Origin of the sequence: Pantoea sp. EKM103V, assembly GCF_011800365.1 — a bacterium.
In the GTDB taxonomy this organism is placed as follows: domain Bacteria; phylum Pseudomonadota; class Gammaproteobacteria; order Enterobacterales; family Enterobacteriaceae; genus Pantoea; species Pantoea anthophila.
Window position 1 is genome coordinate 491,846 of record NZ_JAALFQ010000002.1, and the last position, 22,446, is coordinate 514,291.

The following is a 22,446-nucleotide window of genomic DNA, read 5'->3' on the forward strand; positions in this document are numbered from 1 at the left end:
ACCCTTTCCTTTAGTGGCTGTTAATGGCGTTGACGCGTTCGGGTACGGCTGCCGGTTGTGCCGTGGTGGTGGCGTCGGTTTCAGGGATATCTTCAAAGCCTAACAGCAGCGTCAGCACAAACGACAGCACCACAGACAACACCATCACCGCACCGACCCAGACAATACTCATCGGGTTGGTGGGATCAAAAAACTGCACGCTGGTAAACAGGCCAGGCGACGCCATTGAGTGGCTGGCCAGCCCACCAATCCCCGCTACCGCGCCGCAGATAAAACCGCTGATCAGACAGGCGACCAGCGGGCGTTTCAGGCGGACGGCCACACCATACAGCGCAGGTTCTGAAATGCCGGCAACGATAGCGGAGGCCGCCGCCGCGAGCGCGGTCTGACGCAGTTCCCGGTTTTTGGTGCGGAAGGCTACCGCCAGAGACGATCCCCCCAGCGACAGGTTGGCGCCAATCTCGGAGGGCATCACCATGCCCTCTTTGCCGGTTTCAGCAATGGTCTGAATGATGGTCGGGGTAAACACCCGGTGCATACGGGTCATCACCAGCAGGGGCCAGATCGCGCCCATAATCGCGACCGAGAGCCAGCCGAGATAGCCATGGACGGTGTAGACCAGCGCAGAGATGCCGCTGCCGATCCAGATGCCAATCGGACCAATCAGCACGATTGCGATGGGTGCGGCAATCAGCACAATCAGCATCGGTTTCAGGAAGTTTTTGGTGACGGCCGGGGTAATGCGGTCCACGCCGCGCTCAATGTGTGACAGGATCCAGGTCATCACCAGCGCCGGAATCACCGTGTAGGTATATTTCACCGCCGTGACCGGAATGAAGGCAAATTCCACGGCCTGACCCTGCGCCGCTTTCGCCATCAGATCAATAAAGTTAGGGTGCACCAGCACGCCAGCAATGGCGATCGCCAGCGACATATTGGTTTTAAACTTCAGCGCGGCAGAGGCGGCTACCATCACCGGCAGGAAGAAAAAGGCCCCGTCACCAATCACGTTGAGAATCACCAGCGTAGAGGAGCCTTTTTCAAACACACCGGCCATATCCAGTATCATCGCCAGCAGCTTAACCATCGACCCGCCGATAATGGCCGGGATCAGCGGTGACATCGTGCCGACCAGCGCATCCAGAATGCCTGCGCCGATGCTTTTCAGCGTGATTTTGCGTTTCACCGGCGTGGATGAGGCGGCAGGGGAACCCATCGCCTGCAGCGCCTGAAAGGCCTGAGAGACGTTATTGCCAATGATCACCTGACACTGGGTATCGTTGTGAACCACGCCCATCACGCCATCGATCGCTTTCAGCCGGGGATAGTCCACCTGGGTTTCATCTTTCACCACAAAACGCAGTCGGGTCATGCAGTGCGTTACGGCTTCGATATTGTTGAGGCCGCCTAGCGCATCGACGATGGCGCGTGACACCTCGGCATAGTTTCTGGGCATGATCGCTCTTCTCTGTAGGGTAAATCGGTCAATGTTGTTATGTTTTTGCGCCTGCATGCAGGCAGATAGGAAACCGGTTTCACAAAATCATGAAGGGCTTTTATGACCGGGACAAGCCCAAAAATCAGCCAGATTTTCGTTTTGTGACCGGCGTCACCTGCGATTGGCGCAAAGGCTGGCTGAGCGCGAGGGTAAATATTTCCAATATTGAGAGGCTTAGGTAGACTGCAGAACGACGCAGTAAAGGAGCATCAGCATGGCAACGATTCAGGAAGTGGCGAACAGGGCGGGCGTCTCAAAAGCGACAGTGTCACGCGTGCTCTCCGGCAAGGGGTATGTCGGTCAGGAAAAGCGTCAGAGAGTTCTCGACGCGATTGCCGAAACCGGCTACCGCCCTAATCTGCTGGCGCGCAATCTGGCAACGAAAAGCTCTCAGACTATCGGGCTGGTGATCACCAACACCCTCTACAGCGGAAGCTACTTTACGGAACTGATGGCGCACTCGGCGCGCATACTGGAGCAGCAGGGCCGCCAGCTGATTCTGGCCGATGGCAAACATACGGCGGAGCAGGAGCAGGCGGCGATTCAGTTTCTGCTCGATCTGCGCTGCGACGGCATCATCATCTATCCGCGCTTTCTGTCCATTGATGCGCTGGATGCCATTATCTCCCGTCACAAACAGCCGATCCTGGTCATCAACCGGCGTCTGCGTGTTAATCAAAGCTACTGCATCTACAGCGATCAGCATGCCGGGAGCGTCACGGCGGTGAGTCATCTGCTGAATCAGGGGCATCGCGACATCGCCTTTATTACCGGATCGCTCGATTCCCCGACCGGGGTGGAACGCCTCTCCGGCTATCGTGCCGCGCTGGCGGCACAGGGTATCGACGCCGATCCGGCGCGTATTGTGTCAGGCCGCTGGACGGCACAAAGCGGGATGGAGGCCGTGGATACGCTTCTGGCACGCGGGATATCCTTCTCCGCGCTGGTGGCGAGTAATGATGAGATGGCGATCGGGGCGATCAAACGGCTTACAGCGTGCCGGATAGCGGTGCCGGATCAGGTTTCAGTGATCGGTTTCGATGATATCCCGCTGGCACCTTACATCACGCCGTCATTATCCAGCATGAAACTGCCGGTGACGGAGATGATCAATGAGACGATTCATCGCCTGCTGACCATGCTGGATGGCGGTGACTGGTCTGCCCATCCCCCCTTTACCGCCAGCCTGATGCTGCGCGATTCGGTCACGCAGGGGCCAGGCGCGGTTTAACCCGTGGCGACCGTTATCACGTTAACCGCGCGCGCCTTAAGCTGCTCTGCCGTGACGGCATCCAGCGTTTCATCGGTAATCACATGCCCGACCTGATAACCGGATGAGAGCGGATAGGGGTGGATCTGGCCAAATTTAGAGGCATCGGTCAGGGCGTAGTTTTCCGCCCCTTTTGCCAGAACGGCATCCACCACATCACAGCGCAGCATGTTGCGACCGGTAAAGCCGGTTTCCGGATGCCAGCCATCCACGCCGACAAATGCCCGGTGAAAGTGAACCTGCTGAATGGAGTAGCGGGTCAGCGGGCCGACAACCGACTCACTGCTTTTCTGCAGCATCCCACCCAGCACAATCACTTCGCAGGCCGCCTCACGCAGAAGCTGGGCAATGTAGTGGCTGACGGTAATCAGGGTCAGATCGGCACGGTCGGCCAGCGCGCGCGCCAGCAGGGCGTTGGTGCTGCCGCCTTCAATAAATACCGACTCCCCCGGCTCAACCAGACGGGCGGCGTGAAGCGCCAGCGCCTGCTTGATGGGATAGCGGGTGTTCAGGCGGGTACCGACATTATCGCTGTCCAGCGCCAGCGCAGCGCCGTGAACCCGCCGCAGCAGACGGTCACGCTCCAGCAGCGTGAGATCCTGACGCACGGTAACTTCAGAAACCCCGGTGAGCTGTGACAGTTCACTCACCGTCACGCTGCCCCGGCTATTAACCAGTTGAATAATCTGATGATGTCGCGGATTCATAATGGGATGTCGCAGAAAAACAGGAGTGGCAGTGTATCAGGGTTTTCCCCGCGCCGGTGCAGCGCGGGGGCAGATCAGGCTAAATCCAGCGAGCGACGTCCGTTAAGATTGAGATCTTCCGGCCTGAAACGTTGATCCCACGCCGCTTCATAATGTTCCGGAGGAAAATCGCCTGGCGAATGGCCCTGCGCCAGCGCCTGTGCGACATGGCGGGCATAGAGGCGGTTTTTTTCACACAGCGGGGCGGCCGGAATGTACATCACATTGCTCCAGCCCTGCTGATCCCTGACTGGCGCCACGGCGTGAATCACATCACAGTGCCACCACACCGAATCCCCTGCCTCTAAGGCCGGTATCGGACAGAGTCCGGCCATCAGGTGCGGATGCCACTGCTCGTTAACCGGCAAGACCCGGCCTGGGGCGACACCGCAGAGCTCATCCTCCGGCACATCCGAAAGCAGTGGACGCAGCAGCACATAAGCCATCGCCTGCGGCACCGGCACGACATGCAGCAGGCCCTGACCGGGGATCATATCAGAGAGGGCAGTCCAGCCCTGAAAGGTGCGGAACACAGAACATTTGGTGGTGCCAGGCAGATCATACTCATCCACTTCAGTGCGGTGTGCCGCGTCCCAGGGGTCATAAGCGGCAAAGTCACCGTGAAACAGCTTACTGAAAACCTGCTGATAAGCCGGGAGCAGCCAGCGTTCCAGCGCGCCGGAATCGGTATGAGCCCCTAATCCGCCGGAGGTGGTGCCAGGCAGGCGACGGCGAATGCGATCGGGATAGATGATGCTGACATCCGGGTCAAACCACTCTTTGCCCTGTGAATCGAAGGTCCATAACCTGTTCAGGAAAGATTGCGCGTGCGCCATTGCCGGGCTTTGTCGCGCCTGCATTTGCGCCTGCGACCAGTAAACAGGATAAATTTCAGGACGCGAGGCGGCCAGCGTGCCAAAAAAATCATCGCCCGGCCCGCGATACTGTTCGTCAAACCGGTTGAGCTCCAGATAGTCGAGCATTGACTTATCCCAGGCCAGCGCCTGGTCCCGGGGAAAGTGCTGCTTAATCACGACACAGCCGCGCCGTTTAATCCGCGCCCGGGTTTCATCTGAAACCTGTCCCTCAGCAATATCCTGCATCGGCACCACTGGCCAGGCGCTGCCCGTCCACTCCTCATCCGCTTTTGCCTCCGCAATCGCCGATTCGATGCTGTCACACACCTGCCGGAACAGGCCTTCAACATCACCTATCTGCTGCCGCAACTGCTGTTTCACTACGCGTATTGACGCTTTGACGTCTTCCGGCAATGGGGTCGATCGGGTCTCATCACGCATCTCAGGCTCCTCAATATTCGGGTTGAGTTACGAATGTAATTAAAATAACCTTCATTCGTAATTTACGGCTGAGATTAACATCTTTTTAACGCTCCGAAACGTGCGTGATAACACAACTCCGGAACCGGAAGGCTCCGAAAGCCGTTAGCAACGTCACTATTTGCATTCTCATTAATCCACACAGCGAGTAAGCTTTATGAATCAAATCAATCAGCCGAAAGGACAGAACGGCGACTCTATAGGGGCAGGTGAGATGGCGGTTAAGATGATTGCGGTGGATATGGATGGCACCTTTCTGGACGACGATAAAGCGTACAACGTTCAGCGGTTTTCACGGCAGTATGCGCTGCTGAAGCAGAAAGGCATCCGTTTTGTGGTTGCCAGCGGGAACCAGTACTACCAGTTACAGCGCTATTTTCCCGACATCAAAGATGAGATCGCGTTCGTCGCGGAGAATGGCGCGTGGGTTTCAGACTGCAACGAAGAGATCTTCTGTGGCGAGCTGGCCCGCGAGAAGGTGCATAAGATTCTGGATATCCTGGCGCATGAACCCGATATTGCGGTGGTGGTGTGCGGGCGTAATGGCGCTTACATGCACGCATCGGCTTCTGACGAGGTGATGGCTAAGCTCTCAAATCACTATCACCGGCTGGAAAAACGCGATGACCTCTATGCCATTGACGATACAATTTTCAAATTCTCGCTGAATCTGGAGCATAAAGGGGTGGATGCCCTGCTGCAACGGCTGCATGCCAGACTCGGCGAGCTGGAAAACATCATGCATCCGGTCTCCAGCGGGTTTGGCTTTATCGACCTGATCATTCCTGGCTGCCACAAGGCGCATGGCATTGCGCTGCTGCAGGAGAAGTGGGGCATCAGCGACTGCGAAGTGCTGGCCATCGGTGACAGCGCCAACGACATTGAGATGCTGCGTCAGGCCTGTTTCAGTTTCTCAATGGCGAATGCCGCCGCTTCTGTCGCCGCCGTGGCGCGATATCAGACGCAAAGCAACAATGAAGAGGGGGCGCTGAATGTGATCTCCCGCGTGCTGGCGCGCGAATTTCCCTTTGAGTGAGGCCGGGCCGGGCTGACAGGCCCACCTGGTCCTCCTTCAGGCCTCCCGGTGGCTGCGCGCGTGATCCTCCATTTCATCCAGCGCAGCCTGATTTTCCAGGCCCCACTGATACATCTGCTCAATCGGCCCGGCAAATGTCATGCCCAGCGCGGTCAGGCTGTACTCCACTTTCGGCGGTACCACCTGCCAGACATGGCGTGCAACCAGCCCGCGCTGCTCCAGCTCGCGCAGCGTCTGAATCAGCATCTTCTTTGAAATTCCCTGCAGGCTCCGCTCCAGTTCACCCGTGCGCGCACGGTGTTCCGGCCAGTGATAAAGCGCATGCAGCACCATCGTGCTCCACTTGACGGAAAAGAGTTCCAGCAGGCGGCGCGGCGGTGAATCCGCATAAAACAGCAGTTTTCCATCAACCCAGGCGGGCATTATTGCCTCCTTAGCAGGGTGGTAACCAAAAGGTAACTACTACCAAAACCGATCCCATGTGTCTATAGTGTGCCGCTTTCTTTACGACCATCAGGTGAGAAGAGGCAACAGATGAAGATTAATGCACTGGTCGCCAGTCAGGCAGATCAACCGCTGCGCGCAGGTCAGGTGGAGTTACGCGAGCTGCAGGCTGACGATGTTAAATTCGAGATCCTTTACTGCGGCGTCTGTCACTCCGATTTGCATATGGCGCGCAATGAGTGGGGCGTAAGCCGCTATCCCCTTGTGCCGGGTCACGAAATTGTCGGCCGGGTGGTGGCAGTGGGTGAGAACGTCACTCAGTTTGCGGTCGGAGAGATTGCCGGGGTCGGCGTAATGGTTGACGCCTGTCGCGAGTGCCATTTCTGCCAGCAGCATGAAGAGCAGTACTGTGAGGCAGGCTTTACGCCGACCTATAACGGAACCGATAAGTACACCGGTAACACGACCTTTGGCGGCTATGCCCAGCATGTGATTGCCGATCACCATTTTGTCGTGCGGGTGCCTGATAACCTGGCGCTGAACGCGGTGGCACCACTGCTCTGCGCGGGCGTCACCGTCTGGTCACCGCTGCGCCATTTTAATGTCAAAGCGGGGGATCGCGTCGGGGTAGTAGGCCTGGGCGGCCTGGGCCATATGGCGGTTAAGCTGGCCAGTGCGCTGGGCGCAGAGGTCACCTTATTTACCACCTCGCCAGAGAAAGGGGCGGATGCCCGCCGGCTGGGCGCCAAAAACGTGGTAGTTTCCCGTGACGCGGCCCAGTTGGCGGCCTGTCAGGCATCGCTGGATATCATTCTGGACTGCGTGGCTGCGCCACACGATCTCGATCCCTATCTGAATGCGCTGAAAACCAACGGTCAGCTGGTGCTGGTGGGTATCCCCGATCAGCCTCATCCGTCACCGAATGTGACACCGATGGTGTTCCGCCGTCTGAGTATTACCGGCACCTCAATTGGCAGTATTCAGGAGACGCAGGAAATGCTCGACTTCTGTGGGCAGCACAACATCACGGCGGATGTTGAGATGATTACCGGTGAAGAGGTCGAAACGGCCTTTGAACGTATGCTGACCAGCGATGTGAAATATCGTTTTGTGATTGATATGCAGAAAACGCGCTGGTAACGCAGGGGGCACGCTGTGAAGGCGTGCCCTTTACGATGCCCGCTTTGCTGAATGAGCAATGATAGTTACAACATACTTTTCGTTTTTGGATCAGGTTTCAGATAGCTGGGTGCAAAGGGGCTTTACAGCCAGACCGGGCCTGTTGCAGCAAAAAAATACCCGGCTCGCGGGCCGGGTATTCTCTCAATTCTGGCGTTTTAGTTACGCCTGCGCGTCATCCGCTTTATCCTTCGCCGCTTCCTCTTTCTCTGCAGCATGAGTGAAAGGTTTGAGCAGCTGTATATCCAGAATCACATAGACCATGGTGCTGATGAACAGCGAAATCACACTGCCGAAGACGCCGCTGGTGGTGAAGGTCAGATAGTTATAGGTGACCAGCCAGGTCAGGCAGATAAACAGCGCGAGAGAGATGTAGAGATTGGGCACGGAGTAGTTACTGGTGCCGCCCCCCTGGGTATGGGTAGCTTTAAACAGATTACCAATGGAATATTTTTCCAGCACCAGGATGGCATTTTCCCAGTTGCGCTGTTTACGCGCGCTGGCGCGTGTCAGGAACAGATAGAGAATAGAGACAAAAAAACCGGAGAAGGCGATCAGCACCGGAATCGCCTCCAGCGCATATTCGATGCTCTTATGGCCGGTGGTGGTGCTGAGATCCAGCGTCAGCGAGGCACCGAGCGCAGCATATAAAAACAGGAACAGCAGCATAAACGTCAGAGTGCGTTTCCAGTCACCGTCGACCTCTGCCTCTTTTTGCTGGATAGCCAGCTGAAGCGATTGCTGAATCTGTCGTGCCTGAGGTGAATCTGTGTCGAGCGTGTCGAGCGTGTCGCAGGGCGCAGCAAAGAAGTTATGCATAAACAGCGCATCTTCTTTCTGAATAGAGATTTTCATCAGAAACCTGTGTGCGGAGAAATTTCCTTTATTCTAATCGGCACGACATGAATTAACAGTCACTTTGCCTTTTAAGCCCGCATTAATGGGAAATCAGGTGAAACAGTGAGCTGATAACAGAGTCCGTAGCAAAGTTCTGCGGAGCGCGCTCTTCCTCGCGGCGTAGCTGCTCATAACGCAGCAGGGCTGCATCTGCGTTATCCGCAAAAATCACTTCCCATACCACTCTGTAGCCTCCAGCGGTTAATTTCTCCCGCTTGTCCTTATGGGTGAGATTAACGGCCATGATTTCACGGCTTTTCTGAAGCACGCAGTAATCGGGCATGACTATTTCTCCACAGGTGTGTCGAGCGCCTTAAACTGCTTGATGGCGTCATGAATATTGTTGGTTTCCACGGTCGCAATGCAGCGGTCACCGTTGAAAACATCATAACGGGCATTGCGCAACTGAAACAGCAGATCGCGTCCCCGAAAGTGGATGCGTTTCTGTCTGACGCCAATGCCATGCCGCCGTAACAGGGCCTGTGACAGGCGATCGGTCTCTTTAGTCATTCCGTTAGCCTCCCGGCAGTACGTGGTCACTGCCAGTAAACCTGATAAACATTAGTTTTATATTAAGAGACAACCCTGTTTTTCGCATGGCCATCCGATGAAGCGGGACGAATGCGCTGCAAAGTGAAGAAGATGCAGGACAGAGGCGGTTTCTGACTTAATAAACCGTAAATGCGGTACACTCATCTCACCCTTCGCCATGAGACAGACTGCTATGAACGACAAGAAGATGATTTCCATTGATCAGTTCAACGCTGATGAACGACTGGCCGTCGAACAGACCGTTAAAGGGCTGATGGAAAAGTATCGTCAGCGCACCGGTAAAGAGCCGGATAGTAAAAAAGAAAAAGAATTCAGCAGTGAAGCGCGTCGGATCGTTATGTCGGCAAAGCAGGAAAAAGAGAAAGCGCAGGCGCTGAAGGCGAAAAAACCCCTCCGCAAAAAGAAACCCTCCTCACTGACAGCCAGTGAAGTCAGCGACTTCAGCTGGTCCGCCTCGGTTGCTAAGGGCCGCAGATAAAAACCTACCCTCGTGCTGGCAGGTGACAGCAGTCATCTGTCAGCCGAACAATACCGGCTTTAACGCGTAGTCTATCAGTCTTAATCCAGCAATAAGAATATTCTGCAAATATATTACTTTTATTCACCAGTTTGGATAAACTGACGTAACCTTTCGCTGCTTCAGTCTGCATATGAACTATTACACACCTGACGATGCTCAACTGAGGCGGCGCGCCAGCCGATTCGTGCGCCGTATGTTTATGATGCGTCAGCTCGGTACGCTGCTCTGCTTTTTGCCCATCCTGTCAGTGCTGATGGAGCGGGGGAAATGCGCGGAACTCTGCCTGCTGCTGTTCGTCAACGCGTTTGTCTGGCCCTATGCCGCCTACAGGCTGGCCTTACGATCGCGCGACCCCACAGGATTTGAACGCAAGAGTCTGACGCTGGATGCGGCTTTTGGCGGCGTCTGGGTGGGGATGATGGCGCTGAGTCCTTTCCCCTCACTGGTTATCATGGCCGTACTGATTTCTGACCGCTATTCCGCGGGCGGCTGGGTACAGCTGAGATCTGCGCTGCAGGCCTTTTTGCTCACTTTTGTGCTGGTATGGTCAGTCGCGGGTGCACCGGTCATGCTGAACTTCTCTACCCGTACCGCCTGGCTGACTCTGCCACTGGCCAGCGTTTATCTGCTGGCGCTCAGTGTGGTTTCGCACAATCTGACGCTGAGCCTGCGTAAGAAGAATCGCGAGCTGGAGCGCATCGCGCTGATGGACCCCGGCCTGAAAATCCCGAACCGTCGTCTGTTTGAGCAGCGACTGGAAAGTGAATTTCTGCGCACTCAGCGAGGCGAGGGCAACGCCTGGCTCATGCTGCTGGATGTGGATCACTTCAAACAGGTTAATGACACGTTTGGCCATGAGGCGGGCGACTTTCTGCTGACAGAGATTTCGGCACTGTTACGAAACAGCGTCGGTCTGAAAGATATTCCCGCCCGATTTGGCGGGGATGAGCTGTGCGTCATTGTGCGTGAGGCCGATGAAGCCAGCATTCTGCGACTGGCTAAGAAGATCCAGGAAGGCATTACCTTGCTGCGGTTGCCTGCTTCGTCCACTTTTCAGAGTTCGGTGAGTATCGGGATTGCTTCAGCGCGCGAAGCGGCTTCGATTCATGAATGGCTGCGACGCGCTGATGAGGCGCTTTATCAGGTGAAGCGCGCCGGACGCAATGATGTGCATGTCTGGCGGGCTTCCTCCCTCAACACACTCAGTGAAGTTCGCGACTGAAAAAGTCCAGAGCCTGAGACACTCTCAGGCCACTGGATTAAATTGCCGGGTAATCACCGGTGCCTTCCGGCCAGGGCGTCAGCAGATCGAAGCCGCTTTCCGTCACGGCGACCGTGTGCTCCCACTGCGCCGAGAGTGAACGATCTTTTGTCACCACCGTCCAGCCATCAGACAGCACGCTGGTGCCCGCTTTACCGGCATTGATCATCGGTTCGATGGTGAAGATCATGCCCGCCTTGAGTGGCATACCCTGGCCCGGCGTGCCGTAGTGCAGCACCTGTGGTTCGGTGTGGTAAATCTCGCCCACCCCGTGACCGCAATATTCACGCACCACGGAGAAACCAGCTGCTTCTGCCACACGCTGTATTGCGGCGCCGACATCGCCCAGCGTTGCGCCCGGACGGACCGTTTTGATCCCGGCCACCAGCGACTGATAGGTAATCTCTACCAGCCGTTTCGCCCGGACTGATGGCGTGCCGACGAAATACATGCGGCTGGTGTCGCCGTACCAGCCATCCTTGATGACGGCTACATCGATATTAACGATATCGCCATCCTTGAGCTTTTTTCCGGCCGGGATGCCGTGGCAGACCACATGATTGACCGAGGTGCAGGTAGTGCGGGTATAGCCTTGATAGCCGATGTTGGCTGGCGTCACCTTCAGTTCGTTCACAATAAAGTCGTGACAGATATCATCCAGCTCTTCGGTGGTGATGCCAGGCCGGACGTGTGGCGTAATCATGGCCAGCACCTGCGCGGCAGCCTGTCCCGCTGCCCGGGCCATCTCGATTTCTGCTGCGGTATGAATTTTAACGCTGTTCATGACACATCTCCTTGTGTGGCGAGGATCTCTTCAGGGAGCATGTTCCGGATATCGGTGCGGCCTTCCACCTCCAGCCGGATCAGCATCTGCGCCAGTTGGTGTTGGGTCTGCTGGGGATAGAGTTCAGCCAGCATGCCGATTTTAAGCCAGTGTTCAGCCTGTGCATTGATGGAGCGGCTCATCGCCTGACTGGCGATGCGCAGATTCTCATGCATCAAATCCGAGATTTTAACGATACCCATGCTAATCCTATATAAAACGTATATGTTTCGTATATAGCATATCCTTAACCTCATGAGTTGAAAAGGCAAATTTCAGCCCGACCGAAAATGTCCGAAATTTGTCCGAAATTACAGATACATCATACCAGTACGTACGCATCGCCACGGGAATCCAGGTACTTCTGAGTCATGGTCAGATTCCTGTGGCCCAGCAGCCGCTGTGTAAATGCCTGACCGTAATGCGCCTCATATAATCTTCCGGACAGGCTGCGGATTTCGTGAAAGGTTGGCGGGTTTGGCAAGGCGTCCAGACCGCAACGGGCCCGCGTGCGCGTGAATGCCTGCGTCAGGTTTTCCGGGCGAACCGGGCCGGGTCTGCGTCCATGACGTCGTGCAGCAGAATAGATAAAATGCGGTGAAGGATTATTCCGCTGGCATAACTCGATCACGTCGTTAAGTGTCATGCCGATATCGGGCAGCGCCAGATCAACGGGGATGGCTAACTTACTGCCTTTCTTACTCTGTGTGATGAACAGTCTGCCTTCACAAACGTCGGAGAACCTCATGCGGGTAATATCCTCCCGGCGCTGAGCAGTAACCACGGCGACCAGCAGTGCCCGGTAAAACCAGGGTTCGGATTCAGGTACGGCCTCCAGCAGCATCCGGAATTGCTCAACTGAGAGCCGGCTCCTCTGAACCCTGGGCTGTTTTGCCCGTGTGGGTTCAACCGGATTTCTTTCAATCACCCCCGCCACAATTGCCTCACGGAACACATCATTCAGGACACTGCGCAGAATGACTGCCATTGTCTGTTTATTTTCGGTGACATAGACATCCAGAAACAGGGCTATATCGCGGGTCGTGACTGCATTCATCGCCAGGTCACCCAAAGATTTCCGGATTGCGTTCAGCTGGTATTTACGCAGCCGAAGGGTGACCGGTTTTACCTTGCGCCTGACAAGGATGGCCTCATACGCTGAAAGCCATTCAGACACTGTCATGACGGGGCGCGCCTGTAATTTATTTAAAAGGGCGGAGGGAACATAATTACGGTCCAGATAATGGTTGGCTTCAATAGCCTGAGCAATCGCTTCCCGGCGTGAGACATTACCCAGTGAATACTCCTTTCCGGTATGAGGATTGCGCCAGTGGTAAGTTTTGCGGGTGCGGCGGTAGGTCAGATTACGGGGGAGGTTAGCATCATAAGATTCAGGCCTTTTGATCATATATCACTTTTTCCATCAGCAGATTACGTCCGATTACATTATGCGAATGAGCGTACGGATTTCTGACGCGTTTACGGGGGTTGAGATAAACTGCTTGCGGATGAAGCCGGTACTCTTTGCCATGTAACTCCGGGCACGGGTAGATTCGCCCTTCGCGTGCCCAGCGGCGAAGAGTGGACAGGGAAGGCGGATGAGAATAGGTCTCGCTCGCCCACTCAGTCAGGGTAAGCAGCTTAGCCATGATTTACCTCCGGTTTTCGGTCCATAAAAAAACCCCGCAGAGGCGGGGTTTCACTGTTTGTCTTTGTCGCGCTTATCCTGCTCTGGCTTCCATTCAAGCCCGCACATATCGCAGGAAAATTTGCCATCAGGGTGCTTACGTGGTCCCCGGAAGTTGCAGAAGGGACACGTTCTCGGTCTGTATGCTATTTTCATCCTCCTTATATCAAATCAGGTCTGATTTCCATAGAAACGGCATCGAACAATGACCTCAGGACCCAGGTCGCGGAGACGTTAAAGAGTGTCTCGATGAAAAGCTTTTGCAGTTTTGCTGAGTTCATAATTTCGTCGTTTTTCAATCATCCTGATGTAGAAGTCATAAAGCTCTTTGCGCATGTGCTGCTTCATTTCTTCAGGCAACGGTTCCAGCGATTTCTTCCATTCATCCAGTTCTGGCCTGCAGAGTACATAGGCCTTATCAACAATTTCTTTAGGCGGAATTTCTGACTTAATGAGTGGGATGGTGTGGTCATTCAGGCATTTCACCTCTGGCGTTTCGAATGACCGGTCCTCTGCTACGACTGTCATGGAAAATAACATCCCAGATAAAAAAATCCACCTCACCGCTTTTTCTCCTTGTGATTAATCGTGCCAGTGCCGCCCGGATACTGCAGCTCAAAGCTCCGGTAATACTTATCACACGACTAAATCTAAGTTAATCCTGTCGCGTTCGTCCATGCTTAATTCCTCTGCCTTTCCTCTAATTATGCGTAACCCCATAGTCATTAAGAAGCTGCATCAGAACCAAGCGTGCCATCTCTTTACCGGAGATTCTGAAAGTATTCCTGAGTACAGAGACAATATTGGCGCTGGAAAGCAGATTGCCTTTGTCATAAATAGACAACTTCTTACCAATGTTCTGCTTTGTAGTCACATTGAGCATTCTTCCGCACTCATCACTAAGGTAGAAATTTACATTTTCAGAACCAGTCTCATCACTATCCACGTAACTTATTGATCTTATGCATTCTGGTGAGTATGTTTCCTTCGTGCCATTTACTTTAAATATGAAACTACCGGGCCCGGCGACAGAGACCAGAGGAAAGAGAAAGGCAACGAGAAAGAGCGCGGATTTGAGCATGCAATATCCCTATTCTTAGCATTAAAAAATCATTATAAAACCATGATGCTGCATGTGCACGCTATCATGCATCCTGGCTGATATCAGGCAGAACAAAGCCGCCAGATGAGGCACCTGACGTAGTCGCAACCGCTTTCTGCTGGCCGAGACCGATGTTTGTTTAATACACATCACGTCTGTTGTAATGATTGTGACTGTTATCAGGTTTAATGATAACGTTTAAATCCTAATCTGATCTCAGTGGTAAAAAGCTGTTGAAGGTCTCACGCTCACTTTAATGCAGGTTCAGGGCTTGGCGATTGTGCCAGGTCAAAGTTGACCAGGCGAAGAGCCTGGTCGGGAACCACAAACACTTCTCCAACTAATCTGGTTGAGCTGGCTTCATGGTTATGAATGTATTATCCGATACGATTAGCATAATAATTGTAGCGGAAGTGATAACACTAAGAAATAAAAGCCGCTGCATCCAGACTAATTGTGTATGTATCAGAAATGACAGATTGATCGCCCTCAATGGTAATAACCCCTGCGAATTCTTTTACCGGGCCTTCTGATAGAAAGGACCATTGGTCACCGTCAACTATATAACCGGCCGTTTCGTGATAGCCAGTGATACTAAGCTGAATCTGATTTTTTGGGTTATTTTTACCGGGTATTTTTATTATAAATCTATTATCTTTATTGATGGTTCCGGAATTTGGGGTCCAGCGTATCCCCAAATTCATTGGTGATTTAGCCGTGATGTTGAAAAATGCTACGGGGCTGATGTTTAAGTTGATTCCCGCCTTTAAGTCCGGTTTTGGTGTAAGCCTGAAAATCAGTTCAGGGTTCTCTTTGAAAACCAAATCGACGGAACGGGTTATTGAATCTCCTACAGGTTTGAATTTATATTCAGCTGTGACAGGCTTGCATAAAAATAATATTGTTAATGCGATTGATTTGTAGATTAACTTCATTTTGACTCCGTAGAAATAGTGTATTGAGTGTAGGATTCTAACTTGATATAGGTTCATCTAAATTTATATTTACTGGTTCAGGCACTGAGCGGAAACTTGCATGGAAAAAACATTGCTTTCTATTGACTGGTCGCCGTTGCTCAAAAGATTCAATGTGGTGAGTCTTGATGGTAATGCTATTAGCACGCCTTTCCCTGACTGAAAGTCAGGTTTCAAGTTATCACCTATTAGTCTTACATTAAAATCACCACCTATTTTATTACGGTCTGTCAATATATAGTGTCCCGGCATGGTCTCCTGGTTGGGGTATTCAATCCATACATTAAGTAAGCAGGGTTCTGACATACCTGACACATGGATTGTTGCCAGTTCTGCTCCATCATGTATTCTTCCCGCATGTAAATCCTGTTTTGGTGTTATTATGAGTTTTAGTGTGTTTGCTACTGAGTAGCTATTATATAAAATAAATATTATGATTAAAAATTTTAAATTCTTACTAAATAGAGCGCGCATTATGCTTTCCTTTATTTGCACTTTACGGTCAGGAAATTCAGTCCATGAGCCTTTTCATTTTTTATTAAATGGTAGGGACATTTGAGAGATCTTATTTTACTTCTGACGATAAGTTGTCCTTCGGGCGGTAATCCCGACAAATATACTTTCCCATCCCTGTTAACAATTCCCTCACTTCCTGATGCTGAGTTAACTTGTACCAGAGAGCCGAAAGGGACTTCTATTCCATCAGGCCCCAGAAGTGTAATGATCGCTTTCGCACCTATGCTTGTTCGAAATTTAACCGGAATGACCGCCCCTGCTGTAGGTACAAACTTTCTGTCTGTGATTGTAATCTCCGCATCATTCGAAAGAGATGTTGGATCTAAAGAAAGAGTATTCTCATGATAAGGACTTAGGTATGGCTGTGCTGTATACCCCTGATAATCAGTATTGACGCCTGAAAAACCTTGGACTTTCACTCCTGAAGCACCTTTCGCCTCAATGAGTGCATTAGTTTCGCCAAGTGTCTGAGTAAAGGTCAATCCATGGCGGTGAGCAATAAGTCCGCCATCAATGCCTATTGAACGCTGCTGATAATCACGGTCATAGCTGTAACTACCTGAGATGTTGCCATAGGTTCCAGTCCATCCGAGAGACACGTCGCCATTGTTACGACTGCCTCCTTCTTCCCGATTGTAACGCTGATCGACACTCCAGCTCAGACGCTGATCAAATGCGTTACCGTATAAACCTGCTGAGTGATTTGTGTTGCCGGAAGAGGGCTGCGTGTAACGATATGAAGCTCGGGCGTCGACTCCCGTCCATTTTTTCAGCGGCACGCTCAGCCATAGGCTGATGATGTGATTCATTCCATGACAATTCGGCTTCTGGTTAGCAAACCAGTTCAATGACAACGACATGTCTTTTATTGGCACAGAGTATCCCGCATTGAATCTTGTTTTATGCCGGCTGCTGTTCCAGAAGGTTGTGTGATCAGCACCTGCATTCAGATAACCCCATTTCCCCAGCCCCTGGCTAACGGAGACCCCCATGCTGCTTTTCCTTCTGTTTCTTATTACGTCGCTTCCTGACGTTTTATTCATTTTCCAGCTATCCAGCGTTTCACCCAGCGAAAGATAATCCGCCTGGTTGAACCGGACATTAAACAGTGATAACGATGTATTTGTCGCAGTAATCTCTTTGCTGTAACGCATGCGCCATGACTGTCCGTTTACCGTGTTCTGACCAGAGAGCTGCCCGCGACTCAGGGTTAAATCAGTGGACAGTGCGCCCCAGCTACCCATGTTCAGTCCAGCGCCTGTTGATAACGACTGATAGTGGTTTGCTGCCTGAATACCGCCATAAAGAGTGACGCCATAGGGAAGGCCATACATGGCCGTTGATTCCAGCACCGGCGTTCTGAGGACATTTCTGTCGGACGGGCGGTATTGTCCGGCTATCATGCTGTAGCGCAGATAACCTTCTTTAACGGCGATTGCCGGGGTCTGAAAAGGCACGGTGAAAACCTGTGAGGCGCCATCGGCTTCCCACACCGTTACTTGAAAATCACCGCCCGCGCCCGTGGAATTGAAATCAGTCAGTGCAAAGGGGCCCGGTGCGACAATCTGGTTATAGATGGTGTAGCCGTTCTGCTTAATTTCTACCCGTGCCTGAGTTCTGGCCACACCGCGGATGACAGGGGCAAACATATACTGACTGGAGGGAACCATGCGGTCGTCTGAGGCGAGCATGACCCCACGAAAAGGGACGCTTCCGAAGATCTCCGATGAGGTAAAACGCTCACCCAGCGTCAGGCGACTGTTCATGTCACTGATACCCCGCTCCAGATAAGTATTTATGACCTGCCAGTGTCCTGGCTTTCCTTCCGTTTTCTGCCAGCTGGTAAAGTTTCTCAGACGCCAGGCACCTACATTCACACCGGGGCTAAGCTGCAGCCATGAGTAGTGGTTTGTATTTCCTGAATGACCGCGCATAAAGCTTTGATCAGCACCGGCCTGGTAATTCATGATGAAGGCAGGTATGCCGTCGTCCCAGAGTTTGCGGGGGGCGATGCCTTTAAATCCGGGTTTAAGATATATCTGGGGAATACTGATGTGCAGTGATTGCTCGTTAAAGTGAAAATCAGTCTTCGCGCCCGGTATCTGAGACAAATCAAAATTACCGGTCCGGTGTTCATTATCTGAAACTCTGAAATGCTTCATACGGACTCCGTAACCTGAAAGAACTTGACGGGTTAAGCTGGGTACAAGCTCCTGACGTCCATCTTTGTCATGCATCAATGTGAACATGACAGACCGTGAGTCGATAAGTGTGCCATTGAGTAATATGTCCACAGGGTACATTCCTGGTAACTGACTACCCTGGCTGAAAACAGAGAGGTCAGTCTCTGCTCCGCCTCCGGAAACCAGCACCGGATTAAAGGTATAACTCCTGCCCTGTGCGTGAACAGCAGCCAGCGTCAGGCTGGCCACAATCAGGCGTCCCGAAAAAGTCATGGGTTTATCCCTGGCAGTGTTGGTGGTCAGTGGCCGGGTTTCATGCTGAGGTCAGACGTAAATTCCCGGCTGTCGCCGCCATAATCCGTAATCAGCCGCCAGTGCACCGGCCCGCGGGCGTCAGCAGATACACTCAGTTCCCGCTTACCCACTGGAGGAACATATTCCGGGTTGCCCACCGTCTCTTTTCCGAGCTGAATACTTCTGAGATTCATAAAGAAAGGGGTAGGATTTGTTACGGTAAGCGTCTTACCGTGCTTCTCCCATGTCAGGCTCGATGCAAAATCATCGGGTGCTCCCTTAAGGGAGGAAGGGCGCGTGAGCAGTTTCAGACAACTTTTAATGCGCAACTGCGTCAACAGTGTGGCGCGCTGTCCTGCCTGCTTTTTTTTGTCTGCCTCATCAGTCCATTCTGCGTCGGGTTCGGGTGGGATGCCTGTCAGGCAAAGCCAGCTAAGTGATTCCTTCCTGTCTTCGTTGTGATTACGGGTTGCGATAACCTTTATTCGGCTTTGCTGATGCCCATCCAGACGGAACAAGGGGGGTGTAACAATAAACGGTGCAGGGGTTTTCCGATCTTCTGCAAAAACTTCCGACTGAACAAGCATGGGGTAGGATTGCGGATTTATGACTGTTAAAGAGGCTCCATTCGAATCAGTAAAATAAATAAGTCTTGTTGCGCCTGTTTTAACAGAGAATGACTGTAGCTCATTTTCCAGCGGTAAACTTTCACCTCTGGCCAGATGAAGCGAGCACAGTGTTGCTGCCATTATGAAAATGACATTAATGGATTTGGTCATTTGAATATTCCTGCGTAGTCTGGCGCTGAATATTAAAATGCAGCCACAATATTCACGCCGTGAAGTTTTCATATTCCAGTAATTAATGAATTTAATCAGTGGCTAATCGTCCTCCCCGGACAATGGTGTCAGGAGCAGGTATCGTCGTTCTCCTGCACTGACATCCACCTTTAGTGTTGCAAACAGGGGGGCAATATAGTCATCCTTATGACCCTGCGTATCCAGAAAATCCATTGCGTCTTTCTGAGAGGTAAAGAGCTTGTCTTCTGACATGCCAGGGCGTTTCACGACCCATGCGACCGGTGAAGAAATCAGGGAAAGCTTTGCAATAAAGTGCACCAGTTGCTGCAGTGGTTCTGTTGAAGAATGATATAAAAAGTTATCAATGTAATTTAACAGTCTTTTATTCATAGGTGACATCTTCATATTGATTTGAACGGTCATGCCATGCGTCCGGTTTAAAATCCTCAATAAATTTTATCTTCATGCATAGTTAATCTGTATCTGTCAGGAAATTAGCACTTCTGCACATGGCCGTGAAGTCATAAAAATGAATATTACTTTTTAATCCTGAGCGTGCTAAGAGGGGTTAGGATGGTCTTGTTTTTATATAAGACCATCCATTACGGAGTGCACTCATACAACACTGACTGCGGTGTTCTGCCCAGTGGGCATTCACTGGTCTTTTTGCCAGTTTCATTGCCCGCAGCCAGAGTTTTGAAGCCTGTTCATATTTTCCGCTGCTTTCGGCAAATGCAGCAGCCTCAGCGACGGCGTAATAACGATGATTACGGGCTCGCGTTCTGTCAGGCTTACTTTGATTCATCGATAACTCCTGAACTGACGGTAATGATGAGGGCATTAGCTACCGGCTTCTTCTTCGATCTCGGCTTTCCTGACCAGAAACACGTCGGTTGCTTTATCAAGCAGAGGCGCTGATTTCTGCAGGACTTTTTGCGCATAGGCATAGCAGCGTGTAAGCGTACTGACCGACTGACTCTTCATGGCCGCCTCACAGAAGTCAGCGAGCATTTGCTCTGGCGTCCGCGTAGTGCTGTCTGCATACTTCTGCTTTTTGCCAGGACCCAGCTCAGGGGAGGGCATGGACTTATCAGATGACTGTCCGGGTGCCCTGGCGGGACTGTCAGGCAGGATTGCATGCACAGGAGTTTCTGCTCCTGACACCGAATGAGGCTCTGATTCCGGTACGGCATCGTCCGGTAGTGTAATGTTCTTCTCAGCCTGGACGGATTGATTGATGTAAGCATTCAAATCGGCATGGTCTGGCGGTGTGATATCACGTTCCGTCCGGACGGACGGCTCCAGTTCGTCAGGGGTATAAACCCCCAGGATGACATCAGGGCAGTGAAGCCGGGCCCAGCGTTTAACCGCGAGATAGGCCAGCTGCTGACGCGGATCGCTGGCCCAGAGTGTCGAATTCCGCACCTGCGCCTGGGAGAGCAGCAGTTTCAGTTCCCGCGGCTCCTGCTCATTTTTCATGGTGGCCCGGACGCGCACGCCGCACCCGGACTCATCCTGCAGTGTCCAGTCCGGCGCGATGAACTTATTTCCTTTCGATGATGTCTTCTCCGTGAATCTCCCAATCACCTTTTCCCAGGGACCAAACCATTCGTAATGCAGGCGGTCCTGTGTAGGAGCCATGGTGGTGATCACGGCGTTCACAAGCTGCGCTTCGTAACCCAGCACACCATTTACTGTGAAGGTTTTCTGCGCGACGGCAAACGGGTTCATCCGCCACTGCATGGCCTGCATCGTAACAGCCAGGCAGTCGGCAGGTTTTCCGGCAAGATGCGCAGGAACCGTAACCCTGCTGCTGGCCATGATTTCTGCAAAGCGAACCAGTTTGTCCAGTGCATCAGGGCTGAATATCGTTGCTGTTAAATCAGTGCTGTCAGGCATTGTGTTCATCAGTTGATTCTGCATCGTGAATATTCCTGTTAACGTGCCCAGGCAGGGCGCTGGATTGTTTCAACGCCGCCCCAGTTATTGCTGAGGCGACAGGCATGGAAGGTGTTCAAATCGCGGCGGAAGAGATCGAAACCTGCCCGCATGTCATCGTCATGCAACTCAAATACACGGACCGGATAGCGGCCGCAGTCGATGGATTCGCTGACCACGATGAAAACAAACTGCGGATACGCATCACAGCACCGGTAAAAACCCTCGCAGTACATGGCTGCCTGAACGTGGTAACGGAACTCTTCGATGTGCCGGGCAAAGCGCGACATATCGCTGACCTTTTTAACATCGACAATGACAGGCCTGCTGGTCAGGTATTTATCCGGACGGATACGACAGAGCTCTTGTGTCTCCCTGTCTGACCAGTAAATCGAGGATTCGCAGTGACCGTCAGCCTCCAGAAAAAAACGTGCAGCATGATGCGCCAGCACGCTCTCCCTCATCAGCTGAAGCTTCCGGCCCTGCTCTGCATCCATGACAGTTATGTTCCGGGTGCGTGTTTCATTCAGAAACGCTGCTTCGTCTGCTTTACCCTGAGAGGTACGCCGGTTAAAGGAGGGAGCCACAATAAAGCGTTTGTCGAACTGTTCAGGCTCAAGCAGCATGCAGTGCAGTGCGCTTCCCATATCCAGTGCACCTGTTTTTTCCGTATCCAGAGGCGCATGTTTGCTCCACAGATAGATGGCCGGGTTGAGAGCGATGTCATCCAGCTGTGATTTACTGACGCCCGGTCCGCCGTGATAATCCTCATTGCTGAGGTCATGATAAATGCCCGGTTTCATGACACAGGCTCCTCCCAGCCAAGCTGGACCTGAAGGTCGTAATTGCGTGCCGCATGCAGGTAAGCAAGATTTCTGATAAAGCCGATATATTCCTCACTGGCATCAGGATGGGTGCAGCATTTCAGTACCTCTGGGTGCAGGTTCCAGTGCCGGAACTGGTAAAGGTAGTCAGGAAAACAATTCATCAGGCGCTGAGCCTCGTCATCGATCCACTGCTCTTTCCTGATAGCTTCCTGTTCCTGCGCATCAAGATGGTCTTTATGTTGTTCCAGTAGTGCAAAAGGCGTCATGGTTTATCCTCCTGAAGAAGAATGCCGAGAACACGATCAAAAGCGATTTGTAACAGGGGCTGAGGCGGCAGTGGCGACAGTGCAGGGGATGATGAGGACGAGAAACTGGCACTGGTCACGATGTTTTCAGGCGCAAACTCGATATCGCGGATGGCATTAAACGGGCGAGCAAAAGCGGCATCGCCCCTGATGTGATTTTGCATCATGGGAAATGTACCTCTGAACAGTCAGATTGAAGGATGTCGAAGCCGGAACGGCTGGCAGTATTACGGGGCCGGGATAGCGAACTGCTGAGG

Annotated in this window: 28 protein-coding genes; 5 read left to right on the forward strand and 23 right to left on the reverse strand. The window is 52.5% G+C overall.

Annotated elements, in window-relative coordinates; all coding sequences use genetic code 11:
* Nucleotides 1-10 precede the first annotated feature (10 nt).
* Nucleotides 11-1,456 carry a PTS cellobiose/arbutin/salicin transporter subunit IIBC gene (gene ascF, locus HFD97_RS08675; protein WP_167431808.1) on the reverse strand — a complete coding sequence of 482 codons (1,446 nt, stop codon included), beginning with the start codon at nucleotides 1,454-1,456 and terminating at the stop codon, nucleotides 11-13.
* Nucleotides 1,457-1,712: 256 nt separating this feature from the next.
* Here ascF and HFD97_RS08680 point away from each other — a divergent pair, with 256 nt between their 5' ends.
* Nucleotides 1,713-2,729, forward strand: a complete 1,017-nt coding sequence (locus HFD97_RS08680; protein ID WP_167431809.1) for a LacI family DNA-binding transcriptional regulator — start codon at nucleotides 1,713-1,715, stop codon at nucleotides 2,727-2,729.
* On the opposite strand, the gene HFD97_RS08685 is transcribed toward HFD97_RS08680, so the two are convergent.
* Together HFD97_RS08685 and HFD97_RS08690 are read right to left on the reverse strand one after the other, a co-directional pair.
* Complete coding sequence (locus HFD97_RS08685; protein WP_167431810.1) at nucleotides 2,726-3,475, reverse strand: DNA-binding transcriptional regulator YciT; 750 nt, start codon at nucleotides 3,473-3,475, stop codon at nucleotides 2,726-2,728. The genes HFD97_RS08680 and HFD97_RS08685 overlap by 4 nt on opposite strands.
* Nucleotides 3,476-3,549: 74 nt before the next feature.
* Nucleotides 3,550-4,812, reverse strand: a complete 1,263-nt coding sequence (locus HFD97_RS08690; RefSeq protein ID WP_167431811.1) for a DUF1479 domain-containing protein — start codon at nucleotides 4,810-4,812, stop codon at nucleotides 3,550-3,552.
* Nucleotides 4,813-5,065: 253 nt separating this feature from the next.
* On the opposite strand from HFD97_RS08690, the gene HFD97_RS08695 reads away from it, so the two are divergent.
* Nucleotides 5,066-5,887, forward strand: a complete 822-nt coding sequence (locus HFD97_RS08695) for a Cof-type HAD-IIB family hydrolase (RefSeq protein ID WP_167431876.1) — start codon at nucleotides 5,066-5,068, stop codon at nucleotides 5,885-5,887.
* Between the two features lie 36 nt (nucleotides 5,888-5,923).
* Here the strand turns inward: HFD97_RS08695 and HFD97_RS08700 are convergent, their stop codons facing one another.
* Nucleotides 5,924-6,310, reverse strand: a complete 387-nt coding sequence (locus tag HFD97_RS08700; protein WP_058957093.1) for a helix-turn-helix domain-containing protein — start codon at nucleotides 6,308-6,310, stop codon at nucleotides 5,924-5,926.
* 111 nt (nucleotides 6,311-6,421) lie between these two features.
* Between HFD97_RS08700 and HFD97_RS08705 the strand changes: the two genes are divergently transcribed.
* On the forward strand, nucleotides 6,422-7,471 hold the full coding sequence (locus tag HFD97_RS08705) for an NAD(P)-dependent alcohol dehydrogenase (RefSeq protein ID WP_167431812.1): 1,050 nt from the start codon (nucleotides 6,422-6,424) through the stop codon (nucleotides 7,469-7,471).
* Nucleotides 7,472-7,672: 201 nt separating this feature from the next.
* On the opposite strand, the gene HFD97_RS08710 is transcribed toward HFD97_RS08705, so the two are convergent.
* From HFD97_RS08710 to HFD97_RS08720, 3 genes are all read right to left on the reverse strand, one after another.
* Nucleotides 7,673-8,365 (reverse strand): hypothetical protein, encoded by a 693-nt coding sequence (locus tag HFD97_RS08710; protein WP_167431813.1) that lies wholly within the window; start codon nucleotides 8,363-8,365, stop codon nucleotides 7,673-7,675.
* 82 nt (nucleotides 8,366-8,447) lie between these two features.
* Nucleotides 8,448-8,690 (reverse strand): hypothetical protein, encoded by a 243-nt coding sequence (locus HFD97_RS08715; RefSeq protein ID WP_167431814.1) that lies wholly within the window; start codon nucleotides 8,688-8,690, stop codon nucleotides 8,448-8,450.
* A 2-nt stretch (nucleotides 8,691-8,692) separates the two neighbouring features.
* Nucleotides 8,693-8,917 carry a hypothetical protein gene (locus HFD97_RS08720; RefSeq protein WP_009092851.1) on the reverse strand — a complete coding sequence of 75 codons (225 nt, stop codon included), beginning with the start codon at nucleotides 8,915-8,917 and terminating at the stop codon, nucleotides 8,693-8,695.
* A 214-nt stretch (nucleotides 8,918-9,131) separates the two neighbouring features.
* Here HFD97_RS08720 and HFD97_RS08725 point away from each other — a divergent pair, with 214 nt between their 5' ends.
* Both HFD97_RS08725 and HFD97_RS08730 read left to right on the forward strand, forming a co-directional pair.
* Nucleotides 9,132-9,437, forward strand: a complete 306-nt coding sequence (locus HFD97_RS08725) for a hypothetical protein (RefSeq protein WP_167431815.1) — start codon at nucleotides 9,132-9,134, stop codon at nucleotides 9,435-9,437.
* A 172-nt stretch (nucleotides 9,438-9,609) separates the two neighbouring features.
* Complete coding sequence (locus HFD97_RS08730; protein ID WP_167431816.1) at nucleotides 9,610-10,701, forward strand: diguanylate cyclase; 1,092 nt, start codon at nucleotides 9,610-9,612, stop codon at nucleotides 10,699-10,701.
* 37 nt (nucleotides 10,702-10,738) lie between these two features.
* Here the strand turns inward: HFD97_RS08730 and map are convergent, their stop codons facing one another.
* The 16 genes from map to HFD97_RS08810 all read right to left on the reverse strand — a co-directional run bounded on the left by map (nucleotide 10,739) and on the right by HFD97_RS08810 (nucleotide 22,356).
* Nucleotides 10,739-11,524, reverse strand: a complete 786-nt coding sequence (map, locus tag HFD97_RS08735) for a type I methionyl aminopeptidase (protein ID WP_046102748.1) — start codon at nucleotides 11,522-11,524, stop codon at nucleotides 10,739-10,741.
* Nucleotides 11,521-11,766, reverse strand: a complete 246-nt coding sequence (locus tag HFD97_RS08740) for a ParD-like family protein (RefSeq protein WP_009092856.1) — start codon at nucleotides 11,764-11,766, stop codon at nucleotides 11,521-11,523. The genes map and HFD97_RS08740 overlap by 4 nt, the downstream gene beginning before the upstream one ends.
* Nucleotides 11,767-11,885: 119 nt before the next feature.
* The gene (locus tag HFD97_RS08745; RefSeq protein ID WP_167431817.1) at nucleotides 11,886-12,971 is read right to left on the reverse strand and encodes a tyrosine-type recombinase/integrase; all 1,086 of its coding nucleotides are present in this window, start codon (nucleotides 12,969-12,971) and stop codon (nucleotides 11,886-11,888) included.
* Nucleotides 12,955-13,212, reverse strand: coding sequence for an excisionase (locus HFD97_RS08750; RefSeq protein ID WP_167431818.1), 258 nt, complete (start codon nucleotides 13,210-13,212; stop codon nucleotides 12,955-12,957). The genes HFD97_RS08745 and HFD97_RS08750 overlap by 17 nt, the downstream gene beginning before the upstream one ends.
* A 272-nt stretch (nucleotides 13,213-13,484) precedes the next feature.
* Nucleotides 13,485-13,814, reverse strand: coding sequence for a hypothetical protein (locus HFD97_RS08755; protein ID WP_244319770.1), 330 nt, complete (start codon nucleotides 13,812-13,814; stop codon nucleotides 13,485-13,487).
* Nucleotides 13,815-13,950: 136 nt separating this feature from the next.
* Complete coding sequence (locus HFD97_RS08760; RefSeq protein WP_167431819.1) at nucleotides 13,951-14,331, reverse strand: Insecticidal toxin complex protein tccz; 381 nt, start codon at nucleotides 14,329-14,331, stop codon at nucleotides 13,951-13,953.
* Between the two features lie 443 nt (nucleotides 14,332-14,774).
* Nucleotides 14,775-15,287, reverse strand: a complete 513-nt coding sequence (locus HFD97_RS08765; RefSeq protein ID WP_167431820.1) for a hypothetical protein — start codon at nucleotides 15,285-15,287, stop codon at nucleotides 14,775-14,777.
* Between the two features lie 69 nt (nucleotides 15,288-15,356).
* Nucleotides 15,357-15,800: a hypothetical protein gene (locus tag HFD97_RS08770; RefSeq protein ID WP_167431821.1), complete on the reverse strand. Its 444-nt coding sequence runs from the start codon at nucleotides 15,798-15,800 to the stop codon at nucleotides 15,357-15,359.
* 11 nt (nucleotides 15,801-15,811) lie between these two features.
* The gene (locus HFD97_RS08775) at nucleotides 15,812-18,298 is read right to left on the reverse strand and encodes a fimbria/pilus outer membrane usher protein (protein ID WP_167431822.1); all 2,487 of its coding nucleotides are present in this window, start codon (nucleotides 18,296-18,298) and stop codon (nucleotides 15,812-15,814) included.
* A 26-nt stretch (nucleotides 18,299-18,324) separates the two neighbouring features.
* A complete protein-coding gene (locus tag HFD97_RS08780) occupies nucleotides 18,325-19,098 on the reverse strand; it encodes a fimbria/pilus periplasmic chaperone (RefSeq protein WP_167431823.1) in 774 nt (257 codons plus the stop codon).
* Between the two features lie 102 nt (nucleotides 19,099-19,200).
* Nucleotides 19,201-19,542: a hypothetical protein gene (locus HFD97_RS08785; protein ID WP_244319771.1), complete on the reverse strand. Its 342-nt coding sequence runs from the start codon at nucleotides 19,540-19,542 to the stop codon at nucleotides 19,201-19,203.
* A gap of 145 nt (nucleotides 19,543-19,687) precedes the next feature.
* Nucleotides 19,688-19,924, reverse strand: a complete 237-nt coding sequence (locus HFD97_RS08790) for an ANR family transcriptional regulator (RefSeq protein ID WP_167431824.1) — start codon at nucleotides 19,922-19,924, stop codon at nucleotides 19,688-19,690.
* A gap of 35 nt (nucleotides 19,925-19,959) precedes the next feature.
* Nucleotides 19,960-21,042, reverse strand: a complete 1,083-nt coding sequence (locus tag HFD97_RS08795; protein ID WP_167431825.1) for a RecT family recombinase — start codon at nucleotides 21,040-21,042, stop codon at nucleotides 19,960-19,962.
* Nucleotides 21,043-21,056: 14 nt separating this feature from the next.
* Nucleotides 21,057-21,860, reverse strand: a complete 804-nt coding sequence (locus tag HFD97_RS08800; RefSeq protein ID WP_167431826.1) for a PD-(D/E)XK nuclease-like domain-containing protein — start codon at nucleotides 21,858-21,860, stop codon at nucleotides 21,057-21,059.
* Complete coding sequence (gene gamL / locus HFD97_RS08805) at nucleotides 21,857-22,150, reverse strand: host nuclease inhibitor GamL (protein ID WP_167431827.1); 294 nt, start codon at nucleotides 22,148-22,150, stop codon at nucleotides 21,857-21,859. The genes HFD97_RS08800 and gamL overlap by 4 nt, the downstream gene beginning before the upstream one ends.
* Nucleotides 22,147-22,356 (reverse strand): hypothetical protein, encoded by a 210-nt coding sequence (locus HFD97_RS08810; protein ID WP_167431828.1) that lies wholly within the window; start codon nucleotides 22,354-22,356, stop codon nucleotides 22,147-22,149. Before HFD97_RS08810 ends, gamL begins: the two co-directional genes overlap by 4 nt.
* Nucleotides 22,357-22,446 lie beyond the last annotated feature (90 nt).